Source organism: Sorangium sp. So ce302, from assembly GCF_051530145.1.
Classification (GTDB): Bacteria; Myxococcota_A; Polyangia; order Polyangiales; family Polyangiaceae; genus Sorangium; species Sorangium cellulosum_B.
The window spans coordinates 6,010,291-6,022,880 of record NZ_CP150326.1; the positions used below are offsets into that span (position 1 = coordinate 6,010,291).

General features: G+C 70.9%; 10 protein-coding genes. 4 read left to right on the forward strand and 6 right to left on the reverse strand.

The window, feature by feature from the left end; genetic code table 11:
- Positions 1–25 precede the first annotated feature (25 nt).
- From WME73_RS22745 to WME73_RS22770, 6 genes are all read right to left on the reverse strand, one after another.
- Entirely contained in the window at positions 26–1,267 is a 1,242-nt protein-coding gene (locus tag WME73_RS22745) for a vWA domain-containing protein (protein WP_437917032.1), read from the reverse strand.
- 56 nt (positions 1,268–1,323) lie between these two features.
- Entirely contained in the window at positions 1,324–3,120 is a 1,797-nt protein-coding gene (locus tag WME73_RS22750; RefSeq protein ID WP_437917033.1) for a hypothetical protein, read from the reverse strand.
- Between the two features lie 380 nt (positions 3,121–3,500).
- Positions 3,501–4,382 (reverse strand): ABC transporter ATP-binding protein, encoded by an 882-nt coding sequence (locus WME73_RS22755; RefSeq protein WP_437917034.1) that lies wholly within the window; start codon positions 4,380–4,382, stop codon positions 3,501–3,503.
- Positions 4,379–5,209 (reverse strand): ABC transporter ATP-binding protein, encoded by an 831-nt coding sequence (locus tag WME73_RS22760; protein ID WP_437917420.1) that lies wholly within the window; start codon positions 5,207–5,209, stop codon positions 4,379–4,381. The genes WME73_RS22755 and WME73_RS22760 overlap by 4 nt, the downstream gene beginning before the upstream one ends.
- A 5-nt stretch (positions 5,210–5,214) precedes the next feature.
- Complete coding sequence (gene ntrB / locus WME73_RS22765; RefSeq protein ID WP_437554691.1) at positions 5,215–6,012, reverse strand: nitrate ABC transporter permease; 798 nt, start codon at positions 6,010–6,012, stop codon at positions 5,215–5,217.
- An 81-nt stretch (positions 6,013–6,093) separates the two neighbouring features.
- Positions 6,094–7,413, reverse strand: a complete 1,320-nt coding sequence (locus WME73_RS22770; protein ID WP_437747477.1) for a CmpA/NrtA family ABC transporter substrate-binding protein — start codon at positions 7,411–7,413, stop codon at positions 6,094–6,096.
- Positions 7,414–7,961: 548 nt separating this feature from the next.
- Here WME73_RS22770 and WME73_RS22775 point away from each other — a divergent pair.
- The 4 genes from WME73_RS22775 to WME73_RS22790 all read left to right on the forward strand — a co-directional run bounded on the left by WME73_RS22775 (position 7,962) and on the right by WME73_RS22790 (position 12,584).
- The gene (locus tag WME73_RS22775) at positions 7,962–8,828 is read left to right on the forward strand and encodes a fibrinogen-like YCDxxxxGGGW domain-containing protein (RefSeq protein ID WP_437917035.1); all 867 of its coding nucleotides are present in this window, start codon (positions 7,962–7,964) and stop codon (positions 8,826–8,828) included.
- 133 nt (positions 8,829–8,961) lie between these two features.
- Positions 8,962–9,573, forward strand: coding sequence for a 50S ribosomal protein L11 methyltransferase (locus WME73_RS22780; RefSeq protein ID WP_437747479.1), 612 nt, complete (start codon positions 8,962–8,964; stop codon positions 9,571–9,573).
- A gap of 153 nt (positions 9,574–9,726) precedes the next feature.
- Positions 9,727–11,919, forward strand: a complete 2,193-nt coding sequence (locus WME73_RS22785; RefSeq protein WP_437917036.1) for a hypothetical protein — start codon at positions 9,727–9,729, stop codon at positions 11,917–11,919.
- Positions 11,916–12,584 (forward strand): hypothetical protein, encoded by a 669-nt coding sequence (locus tag WME73_RS22790; protein WP_437917037.1) that lies wholly within the window; start codon positions 11,916–11,918, stop codon positions 12,582–12,584. The genes WME73_RS22785 and WME73_RS22790 overlap by 4 nt, the downstream gene beginning before the upstream one ends.
- Positions 12,585–12,590: the final 6 nt, after the last annotated feature.

A 12,590-nucleotide genomic window follows, 5' to 3' on the forward strand; every position in this document is an offset into this window, starting at 1 on the left:
CGGGAGGGCGCGTCACAGGCGCAGGTCATTGCGGCACCTCGACGGTGGGACAACCGAACTCGACCCGGACGCTCTCCGCCCCCATGGACTTCACGTGCTCACACGTGGCGCCCTTGATCACGATGGTGGGCGGGGTCGTCGAATCGTCGTAGTCCCAGCCGTCGTCGCCCGGCTTCGGCAGCACCTCATCGTCGATGAAGACGTTCACCTTCGCGCGGTCCGGCGGCTCGGTCTCCAGCGAGAGCTCGCAGGTCCTCACGAGATCCCTCGTGATGCTGGTCAACGTATCGCCGAGGCTCGCCGCGTCCACCACCTCGAAATAACGGGGCGAGGTCTCCGACGTGGCCGTGTCGCCCTCGACGGCGAGCTGGTCGAGCACAGCGGCATAGGCCGTCGCGCCGGGGATGCCGACGACGAAGGTCTTGATACCGGCCGCGCGCAGGTCCTTCACCCGCTGCACCGTGCGCACGTCGTCCAGGCACACGTCCGTCAAGCCGGCGACGCAGCAGTTCGGCACGCCCGAAGGGCAGTCCCCATCCATGTTCGTGGTGCAGGTCGCGGCCTCGCAGGTCATGGCCGGATCCTGGTTGCAGTTGGGACCGCCGTCGGTCGCCAGGAGGACGTACTTGTCGCCTTCGAGGGTGCCGCCAGCTCCCACGGTGAGGTACCCGAGGGCGCGCGCGAGGGCGTCCGCGGTCGGCGTCGCGCCGCCGGGGTCAGTGCCATCCAGGAGGGTCTTGATGGCGGGGACGGAGGTCGCGCCCGGCGCCACGGCCACGCTCAGGTCCTCCCCCGCCGGCATGCCGCAGTGCTCGTCGGAGGGAAAGAGCTGAAGTCCGACGGACATCCTGTCCTGGATCACGTCGAGCGCGGTGCCGAGGGCGCCCTTCATCATCGTCCAGCGGTCGCTCCCTTCCCAGTCCTTGGTCATGCTGTCGGAGCGATCGAGCACGATCACGAGGTGAACCTGCCGCGGCTGAGCTTCGACCTGCTGGCCGCCGCAATCGCCGCCGCCCTCCCCCCCGCCCGAGCTGGCGCCCGACCCGGACGCGATGAGACCGCCTCCGAGGGAGGGCTCCCCGCCCGTTCCACCGGAGTCCGTTCCACCGGCGCCGCCGTTTGCGGAGCTGCCGCTGCCGGAGCCATCGCCGCCCGCGCCCGTTCCGCCATCCGATACCGAACATCCCGACGCGAGCGCCCAGCCCAGGCACCAGAGCGATGTCAGGAACAAGGAGCGGGCGTAGTTCCCGCGGTTCTTGCCGATCATAGCCATTCTCCTCGACACGAGTGAATCGACACGAGTCAACGCGCCAGCGCGCGGCGTCAGCCCGGAGGAATGCGGCAGATGCCGTTGTAACACTGCACGGTTCCGGCGTTGCAGCAGTCGGACGTCGCGTCGCAGAGCTGCCCGTACTCGGCGCATCGCGGCGTGGTGGAGCCGCCCGCCCCGTCCGAGCCACCGCCGCCGCCTGCGCCGCCTGCGCCGCCCGTTCCGCCGGTCGCGCTCGAGCTCCCGGTCGCGCTCGAGCTCCCGGTCGCGCCTGTCGGGGAGTCTGTCGTGCACGTGCCCGACAGGGAGCCCGGCTCGTACTCGCACGTCGTTCCGACGCAGCAGTCGCCGTTGTTCGTGCAGGGTCCGCCTGCCGTGACACACTGGGGCGTCGTCTCTCCGGGCGTGTCATAACACTGGAGCTTCCCAGCACCGCTGTTCCACACGCAGGGAGCGCCGTCGCAGCAATCGTCGGCGGAGGCGCAGTCCTCGCCTGACTGGCGGCAGGCCGTGAGCGCGTTGCACCGAGGCACGCCGAGGGCGTCGAGGCGGCAGTTGCTGGCGTTCCCCAGGTAGTTGCAGCAGTTGTTGGGGGCGCTGGTGGACGTATCCGCGCAATAGCTGTCCTTGAAGTGACAGACGCCGCCCTGGGGCGTGCAGCCGTTCGGGTTGCGGCAGCGGCCGATCTCCCCGTCCGGATCCCCCGACTTATCGCAGACGACATTGCCCGCGCCCGGCAGATCGGCGGTGGGATCGCCGCCGCAGCAGTCCTCGTTGCGCTGGCACAGGGCGCCGTTCACGCGGCAGCCGCTCGGCGGCTGGCAGACAGCGATCCCGGTGGGCCCGTACGGCGCGCAGACGCGGCTGCAGCAGAAGCCGCAGCTGTCGCAGACCGCGCCGTCGATGCCGCCGCTGTTGCAGCGGCTCGACGTCGCCGGCTCCGCGCCGCAGTAGCCCGCGGGGTCGGATGCGTTCCGCTTCACGCACACGCCGGTACAGCAGTCGCTGTCGCCGGTGCAGACGTCGTTGCGCTGAACGCAGAACGAGGAGTAGAGGACGCAGCGGTTGTCTCGCCCGCAGAGCTGGGAGCAACACTGGCTGTCCTCGGTGCACGGGTTGCCGCCCGTCTGACATGCGGTGGCGCCGTTGACGTCGCTGCACGTCCCGCCGATGCACATGCCGCTGCAGCACGCGGCGCCGCCTGCCGTGCAGTCGGATCCGTCGGGGAGGCAGGCGGTCGCGCTGCACCTGCCCGAAGCGCAGTTGAGGGTACAGCACTCCGAGGATTCGTCGCAAGCGGCGCCTGTCCCAAGGCAGACGCTGAGCGGCGAGGCGCAGGTGCTCGTCGCGGTGTCGCAGATGCCGGAACAGCAATCTCCGGAGCGCGCGCACGTGGACCCGTAAGGCTCGCACGTCGGCACCTCGACCCCCGTGTCAGGGCCGCCCGCGCCGCCGACGCCGCCCGTACCGCCGACGCCCGTACCGCTGGCGAGCGCACCGCCCGCGCCGCCCGCACCGCCGCCGGTGCCTGCGCCACCAACGCCTGTGCCCGCGCCCGCCCCGCCTTCTCCAGAGCCGGCCGTCGCGCCAGCGCCGCCCGTTCCGGTCGTCCCGCCGCCGCCGCCCGTTCCGGTCATCCCGCCGCCGCCGCCCGTTCCGGTCATCCCGCCGCCGCCAGCGTTGGCCCCTCCGGAGCCACCGGCGGAGGAGCTGCCCCCGGCCGCGCCGCTGGAGGGCCCTGACGTGGTGGCGACGCCACCTTCGCCTCCCGAACCGGTGCCGTCGGACGAGCCGCAGGCGCCAGAGAGCCATACCATGCCGACAGCCGCGAAGATTCGAGATACGCGCATATACTTTCCTCGCTTGATCGCTTGCCGCAACCGACGCAGTCGGAGAAAGGATACATTCGCGCAATTCCAGCTTGTCCGTATGGCTTTTGTTTCAGTGCATGCCCCTCTCCCTCCATTTTTGTCGGAGGTGGTGAGCCTCGTGAGCGCTGCGCGCACCTGTGCGCGCAGCGCAGAGCTCGCGCTCGCCTGGCCGTGATGAGCTCTGCCCAGAACGGTCAGCGAGACCGCAATCCGCGCTTTGGTGAGGTTCGTCGCAAAGAGCCCTCGACGGAGGAAGCGACGCTGTACAATCCTCGAGAGGAGAGGACATGCAGGCTGTTTGGAGAGGCACGTTCATGGGGGCAGCCCGGCGACGGCCGTCCGCTCCCTTCTCCCCCGCTCTACGCTGATGTCCTCGTCCCCTTCCAGAGCGCGCTCCAGAACCGCCCCGTCTTCACAGCGCCTTCCGGGACGAACTCTCGGGCGCTCTCCTCGGTGGGCTTCTCCTTGTGGGCCTGGCCCTCGAGGAAGGTGATCAGCCGCTCTCGGAGAGGATAGTACATCGGGTCCTCCAGCACCTCCTGACGGTCCCGCGGGTGCGGGAACGGGACCTCCAGGATCTCGCCGACCCGCGCCCCCGGGCCGTTCGTCATCATCGCGATGCGGTCCGACAGGAACAGGGCCTCGTCGACGTCGTGCGTGACCATCAGCGCCGTCTTCTGGTCCTCTGCCCACAGGTTCATGAGCACCTCCTGGAGCTCGAACCGGGTGAGCGAGTCGAGCATGCCGAAGGGCTCGTCCAGGAGGAGCATCTTGGGCGACAGGGCGAAGGCGCGCGCCAGCCCGACCCGCTGCTGCATCCCCGACGACAGCTCGCGCGGCTTCTTGTGCATGGACTCCTCGAGCCCCACGAGCTCGAGGTAGTGCGTCGCGATCTCGATGCAGTCCTTCCTGCTCTTCTGCCGGTGGACCTGCTCGACCCCGAGCAGGACGTTCTCGAGCGCCGTCATCCAGTGCAGGAGGCACGGTGACTGGAACACGACCCCGCGGTCCGGGCCAGGACCGTGGATCTGCCTGCCCGCGAGGACGATACCGCCGCTCGTGATCTCGGAGAGGCCCGCGACCATCGACAGCACGGTGGACTTCCCGCACCCGGAGTGGCCGATGAGGGACAGGAACTCTCCCTTCCTCAGGTTCAGATCGAAGTTCCGGACGACGACCGAGGGGCCCTTCGGCGAGGGAAAGGTCTTCGTGACATTCCAGATCTCGAGGTACTTCTTCATGCGACCGCCTCCGCGCTCCGCGCTGCATCGGGCGCGCTCTCGCCCGCCTTGGGCCCGGCGCCCGGGCCGAGCAGGTAGCTGATCACCGCGCCGCGGATCTCCTTGAAGCGCGGGTCGTGGTTGAGGGCCTTGCGATCCCGAGGGCGCTCGAGATCGACGGTGATCCCTGGCCCCAGCGTGGCCCGAGGGCCCTTGCTGAGCGGGAGGATCCGGTCGGCGAGGAGGATGCCCTCGTCGACGTCGTTCGTGATGAGGAGCACGGTCTTCCGGGTGGCGCGCCAGATCCGCGCGAGCTCGTCCTGGAGCGTCGCGCGCGTGAGCGCGTCCAGCGCGCCGAACGGCTCGTCCATCAAGAGGACCTCCGGATCCATGGCGAGCGCCCGCGCCACCGAGACCCGCTGGCGCATGCCGCCGGAGAGCTGCGCCGGCTTCTTCTCGCGGGCCTCGGTGAGCTTCACCATGGCGATGTAGCGCTCGGTGTGCTCCCGCTTCCTCTCCGTGGACCAGGAGCCGAAGATCTGGTCCACGGCCAGATAGACGTTCTCGTAGACCGTGAGCCAGGGCAGGAGAGAATAGTTCTGGAAGATGACGCCGCGGTCGGGGCCCGGACCCAGGACGACCTTCCCGTTCAGCTTGACCTCCCCGGTGTCCGGCCTGAGGAGCCCGGCGATGAGGGACATGAGCGTCGTCTTGCCGGCGCCAGAATAGCCGACGACGGCGACGAACTCGCCCTTCTCGATCTCCAGGTGGATGTCCCTGAGCACCTCGGTGCGGGTGGCCCCGCCACCATAGCTCTTCCCGACGTTGCAGAGCTCGACCAGCGGCATGGACGTCACGCTCCCGCCAGCTTGAGCCGGCGCTCGACGAGGCTCATCAGGGCGTCCAGGAGGAAGCCGACGACGCCGATGGTGATGATGCACAGGATGATGTGCTCGTAGATGAGGCTGTTGTACTCCTGCCAGAGGAAGCCGCCGACCCCGGGCGAGCCGGTCAGCATCTCCACGGCGACGATGACCAGCCAGGCGATGCCCAGGCTGAGCCGGAAGCCCGTGAACATGTAGGGGAGCGCCGCGGGGAGCTGCACCTTGAACAGCGTCTTCATGCGCGACAGCCGGAGCACCCGGGCGACGTTCATGTAGTCCTGCGGGATCGATCGCACCCCGAGCGCGGTGTTCAGGACCGTCGGCCACATCGAGCACATCGCGATGGTGAAGACGCCGGCGGGGTCGGGCTTCTGGAAGAGCACGAGGCCGAGCGGGAGCCACGCGAGCGGCGAGACCGGGCGGAGGATCTGGATGATGGGATCGAAGCTCGACCTGAACAGCCTCGACGCGCCCAGGAAGAAGCCGATAGGTGTCCCGAGGAGGATCGCCAGCGTGTAGCCCTTGGCGACCCGCTGGAGCGAGTACCAGGTGAAGCGGAGGATGCCCTGGTCGAGCTCTCCCCGCTTCTCGAACGGCTCGAAGATGTAAGGCCTGCTCACCTCCCATGTCTTGAGCGGAGAGGGCAACGCCTGGGTCCACAGGCTGCTCGCGGCGGCCCACAGCCCGATCACGCACGCCACCCCGAAGAGGGGCAGGATCATGTGGTCGACTCGAATCCTCGGAGAGATCGCCTTCGCCTCGCTCATGCAGCACTCCTCTTCTACTTCCGATTCCGCTTCCGCTTCCGCCGCCGCGCCTCCCGCCGGCGCGGCGATGGCGATGTGGGTTCATCCCTTCAGGGCGTGGACCGGGAACGACGTCGCGTACTTCTCCGGGTCCTTCGGATCGAACGTCACGCCGTCGAACAGCGTCTCGGGCGCGTCGCTCCAGCCGCCGTGCGCGACCCCGAGCTCCTTCATCGCCTCCTCGTAGAGATCGGGGCGCATGACCTGCTTGACGACGCCCTCGTAGTCCGGCTTCCCCTCCACCATGCCCCACCGGCGGAACTGGCTGATCCACCAGAGCGCGTACTTCGGCTGCGGGTAGTTGCAGCCCCGCTCGCTGAAGATCATGTAGTCCTTGTCCTCTTTCGTGCGCCCGTCGCCGTAGTCGTAGCGCCCCTGCAGCCGGCCGAGGATGAGCTCCGGCGGACAGTTGATGTACGTGGGCCTCGACACGACGTCCGCCTGCTCGGGGCGGTTGTCGAGCTTGTCCAGCCAGACGCTCGCCTCGTGGAGCGCCTTGATCACCGCCTTCACCGTCTTCGGGTTCTTGTCGGCGAACTCGGCGGTGAACGCGCACACCTTCTCGGGGTGGTCCCTCCAGAGCTCCTGCGTGGTGACGGCCGTGTAGCCGATCTGGTCGGCGATCGCCCTGGCGTTCCACGGCTCGCCGACGCAGAAGCCGTCCATCTTGCCCACCTTCATGTTGGCGACCATCTGGGCGGGCGGGATGGTCACGAGCGCGACGTCCTTGTCCGGGTGGACGCCGCCCGCGCCCAGGTAATAACGGGTCCACATGGCGTGCGTTCCAGGCGGGAACGTCATCGCGAAGGTCATGGGCGCCCCCTTCTCCTTCGCCTCCTCGACGAACGGCTTGAGCGCCCTGGGATCTCCGGCCACCTTGCCCCGGAGGTCGCTCTTCATCGTGATCGCCTGGCCGTTGCGGTTGAGCAGCCACGGGATGACCATGGGCATCTTCGGCGATCCGAGGAGCCCCATCGTCGAGGCGAGGGGCATGCCGAAGAGCATGTGCGTCGCCTGGAGATCCCCGTTCGTGAGCGAGTCGCGGATCGCGGCCCAGCTCGCGCCCTTCACGATGGTCGCGTTGATGCCGTACTTCTTGAAGAACCCCTTCTCGTGGGCGATCACGAGAGGAGAGCAGTCGGTCAGCGCGATGATGCCGAAGCGCAGATCGGACACCTCGGGCCTGGCGGCGTCCGGGATGAGGGGCGCGGCGTTCGCCGCGGGCTTCGCCGACGCTTCGGACCGCGATTCGCAAGCGGGGAGGAGCGCGGCTCCCCCGAGCGCGAGCGCACCGCCGAGGAAACGCCGGCGGTGGAGGGGCGTGGCGCTCGGGGCCTCACTCGCAGGTTCTCGTCTCTTCATTCCAAAGATCCTTTGCTGGGATGACCGTGGAGCCTCGGGCGCATGGAGATGGACACGCCCGCCGGTCGGGGCAGACTGGACGGGCTGCGCTCCGTGGCGCCGTCCGTGAAATCGCCTGTTCGTTCGAGGATGAGCTAGGCCAGCTCCGCGGCGAGATCGGCAGGGTGAGCTCGCTCTCGCCGCGGGTGTGCGCCCTGGATGGCCTCAGCCATACACGGGCCCAGGATTTGCCAAGGACGATGCATGGGCGCCTGTTTCTATGAAGTTTCTGTAGGATATTTTTTCTTCATTCACTTCACGTTCGTTGCGTTCGTCATGTTCGTTGCGTTCGTCATGTCGGTCATGTCGGTCATGTTCGTTGCGTTCGCCACGCCGCCTTCGTCTTCAGTTTCAATGACTGCGGGGCAGCGGCGCGCCCGAGCGAGCGGTCGGGGAGCGTCGCGAACGGACCGGTTGCTTGCCAGGCCTGGGGTGAGGCTGTAGCGTCCGCGCGGCGCAGGAGGAGCGCCACGCCGATCCGGCGGGTGTGATGCGGCAGGCAGCAGGTCATGGGAGCGACGATCACGAGCGGGTCCGCGACGTGGGTGGGGGCGGCGGCGTGCCTTCTGGCGTGCCGGTGTACGTCCCTCGCCGGGCTCGATGGGCCCTATCACCTGGAGGCGGGCGGGGGCGCCGGCGGTGGGGGTGGGGGTGGCGGTGGCGCCGGCGGGCAAGACTGCGCCGAGGAGGCGAGCGAAGGGTGCGTCTATGACCGGTGCGGCGCCGTCCCCGAGAGCGCCCCGAGCGGCGTCTACGCGCTCGATCCCGACGGGCCCGGCCCAGAGGAGCAGGCCGAGGTCTACTGCGGTGAGCCTGTGGACGGCGATCGCTGGGCGCTCGTCTACAACAGCGTCGGGTCAGCGGACGGCGCGACGCTCCCGTTCTGGAAGATCCTGTATGCCGATCGGCTCGCCACCAAGGGGACGCCGTCGCTCGGCGACAACCTTTACCAGCCGTCGCTGTACATCGCCGGCCGGGAATACCGCGACGAGATCGAGGACATCGCAGGGACCGTCGCCGAGGTGATGCGCGCGACCGCCGAGGGCATCGACACCGAGGACATGCACCTCCTCACGCCGATACGGGTCGGCGGGGATGAGCACCTCTTTTCGTGGCAATTCGCCACGGGGTGGTCGTCGCCGGATTTCGACGCAGACACCAAGGACGACGGCAATTGCGCGAGCGCCTATGCGGGCGTCACACAGCACTACGGGCACTGCTTCGTCTACAACCTCGGCGCGGACGACGATGAGCCGATCGAGGACGAGGGCTGGGGCCCGCACATGAGCACTCCGGACGCGACGTCGTACGGGCTCTCCGACGACGGGAGCGGGTATACGCGCTTGCAGCGGATCTCCCGCTGGACCCGCTGGTGATCGCGCCCCGCCCGGGCCAGATCGCTCGCCGCTGGGCCGGGCCGGGGCGTCGCCAACCCCCGCCGCTCGGCGCCCCCGAGGGCCATCGCGCGGCTGACACCCGGGCTGCCGCGGTGGCAGACTTCGACGACGCATGAGCGACCGTTCGACCCCCGTTGACGTGCCGCCTCGCTTTCGCGTGATCACCGATCCGCGGGGCGAGGAGGTCGACGACCGCACCATCGTCCTCGGCCCGAGCCACGCGTTCGGCGACGGCCGGCACGAGAGCACGCGGATGTGCCTCCAGGCGCTCGCGTCGTTCGCGCCACGCAGCGGCTTTCGCCTCTTCGACGTGGGGAGCGGGACGGGGATCCTCTCGATCGGCGCCGCGAAGCTCGGCGGCGAGGCGATCGGCGTCGACATCGACGCCGCCGCGAACGCGATCGCGGCGGACAACGCGCGGCGGAGCGCGGTGGAAGCGCGCGTGAGCTTCTCGGCGACGTGGCCGGACGGGAGGTTCGACATCGTCGTGGCCAACATCCTTCGGGACGTCCTCACGGCGCTCGCCCCTCGGATCGTGGCGCGCCTGGCTCCCCGCGGGACGTTGATCCTCTCGGGGCTCGTGTCCACCGACGTTCCGGAGATCGTGGCGCGTTATGCGCCGCTCCTGGCCGACCGTCGACCGGAGATCTTCGAGCGGGGCGCGTGGCGCGCGCTCGTGTGGCGCGACGCCGAGCCGCGCGCCGATGGCCGAGCCGCGACATGATCTCGGCGCGGCGGGCTCACCCGGACGACCGCATGACCGCATGACTCCATGACCGGAACCGGAGGAGGAGCATGAGGGAGCAGCGCCGTCGCGCCCTCCCGCAGCGCGGCCGTTGACCCGGGGCGCGAGGGCGCGCGAACATCCGGCGACCCCTTGCCGACCCTCCCCGCGACACGCCACCTCGCCGCGCTCCTCGCGCTCGCCGCGAGCGCCTGCTCCCGCGGCCCTGCGCCCGGCGCGGACGCGGGGCCTGGCCCGGCCGGCAGCGCGAGCTCCTCGGCCAGCGGCGCGGGCGCTCCGGCCGCTCCCCTGCCTCCGTCCACGGCCACGCCGCTGCGCGCGCCGGTCCGCGAGGGCGGCGCTCTGTCCCGCGCCGCGCGCGGGGACGCGCTCTATGTGGCCGACGAGGACCACGGCGTCGTGCGCGTCGTGCCGCTGCCGCTCGACCCCGCCCGGCCCGGCGCAGGCGTCCCCGCGCCAGGCAGGCCCGCGCAGGTGCTCGCGCTCGGCGGGCGCGGCGAGCACGACGCACGCGTGCTCGCCACCGTCCGCGACCCGGGGCTGCTGCTGATCTTCCGGCCGGATCCTGCGGCCGGCCTCGTCGAGGTGGGCCGCGTGCCGCTGCCCGCCGACGCGTGGGGCATCGCGGTCACGCCCGACGAGAAGACCGCGATCGTGACCTCGGCGTGGACCCACAAGGTCTCGGCCGTCGACCTCGAGGCCAGGCAGACGCGGTGGACCGTCGACGTGGCGCGCGAGCCGCGGGGCGTGGCGGTGCTGCCCGACGGCAGCGCCGCGTACGTGAGCCACCTCGTCGGCGCCGATCTCACGAGGATCGACGATCTCGGCGGGGCGCCGAAGGTCCGGCGCGTCGCCCTGCCCGCCTCGCCGCTGCGCGCGCCGTCGGGCGAGCGGCTCGCCGCGTCGCTGGGTTATGCGCTCTCGCTCTCCGAGGACGGGCGGCGCCTGTTCGCGGCGCGGCACGCGCTCGGCGCCATGGGCCACGCCGCGTGGTTCGGCGCCGCGACCGTGGACGTGCTGATCACCGGCCGGGACGAGCCGCTCGCCCCGCCGCACCACGGCAACCTGCCGGTGCTCCGGTCGGCGTTCGCGGAGCAGGTGATCACCCCGGAGAGCGTGATCACCCTGCCCGGCGCGGGCGTCACGCCCGTCACCCAGCCGCGCGCCATGGCGTACCGCAAGCGCGCGCGCACGCTGCTCGTCGCGGGCGAGGGCGACGATCTCGTGCTCGAGGTGGACGCGACCGCGGTGGATCCGACGCTCGCGATCGTAAGGAGCTACCCGGTCGGCGGCCGCTACGATCCGCACATCCGCGTGGCCGGCACGTGCGGCGCGCCGACCGGCCTCGCGCTCTCCGCGGACGAGGCGACGGCGTGGGTCTTCTGCCGATCGACCAGTGACGTGGCGGCGCTCCGGCTGCACGATGCGGCGCCGGGCTCGACCGTCGCGCCCGCGGGAGCGGCGGGCCCGGCGGGCTCGGCCAGCCCCGCGCCGGCGCCAGCCGCCGCGGGCGCGGCGGAAGGGCCATCGGCGCTCGTGCACCTCGCCGATGATCCGCTCGGGCCGGAGGTCGCGAAGGGCCGCCGGCTCTTCTACAACGCGCTCGACGCCACGGTGAGCGGCAACCTCGGCTGCGCGGGATGCCACCCCGACGGGCGCGACGACGGGTACGTCTGGCGCGAGGCCACCTTCAGCACGGCCGACGGCGAGCACGCGAACTTCGTCGGGCGGCCGGAGAACATCCCCGAGGTCGCCAAGAAGCGAGGGGTTCCGCGGCGCACCCCGATGCTCGCCGGCAACGTGGGCGCGGCCGGGCCGTACGGCTGGCACGGCGAGAGCGAGGACCTCGTGAGCAGGCTCCGGACGGGCATGCGGCTGCACCGCTGGGGCGGGCTGCCGATCGACCATACGCCGACCAGCCTCGCGGCGCGGGCGACCTATCTCGCGATGTTCCTCCGCCGGGGCCTCGTCACGCCGCCAAGCGCCGAAAGGGCGCCGGACGAGCGCGTGAAGCGCGGCCGGGAGATCTTCCACAGCGACGAGGCGAAGTGCTCCCGCTGCCACGTCCCCACGAGCGATTACACCGATCGCACGGCGTACCCGATGCCGAAGCGACCGCCGCCGCCGGGCTACGACGAGGATCCGCGCCCCGAGTACAAGACGCCGTCGCTGCGCTTCGTCGGAGGCCGGCCGCCCTACCTTCACGACGGGCGCGCCGGCACGCTGGCAGAGCTCATCGAGCAGAACGCCGACTGGATGGGCAAGACCAGCCACCTGTCGCCCGAGGACAGGGCGGCGCTCGTGGCGTTCCTGGAGACGTTATGAGGCCGCGCTCCGTGCTGCTCGCCTTGATGGGCGCTGGCGTGGCCTCCGTCCTGGCCGCGGCGTCCGGCGCGCCCGGAGCGCAGCCAGACGGCGCGCCCAAGGCCGCGGCCAGCGCCGCGACCGACGCCAGCGCCGCGAAGGCCGCGGCGGGCGCCAGCGCCGCGAAGGCCGCGGCGGGCGCCACGGCCGACGCCAGCGCGAGGAACGCCTCCGCGACCGACGCCGGCGCGACCGATGCCGGCGACGAGCTGCCCCTCGACGCCGCGCCCTTCCCGCCCGAGCCGTCCAAGCAGCCCACGGCCGCCGAGTGGAAGGCGGCGCCCCGCGTCCGCCTCTCCCGCGCCGGCCCCGCGGCCGCGGGCTGCCGCGCGTACAGGGCGAGGGAGTGGCTGCGCATCCGCTGCCCGGAGCTCACCGTCTCGGCCATCTCGCTGCTCGGCGGGAAGTCCGAGGGCGTGGCCTTCTGGATCGATCCGCCCCGCGGCGGCAGCGAGCTCCCGCGCGGGGGCGAGGTGATGTTCCCGATCCGCCGCGGCGATCGGCGGGTGATCCAGATCCTGACGTTCGGCCCGGGCTACGACGGGCCGTTCACCTTGTTGCCGGCGATCGTCATCCAGGAGCAATGGCTGGAAGACGAGCCGGCGCCGACCGTGACCGCCTCCTGAGACACC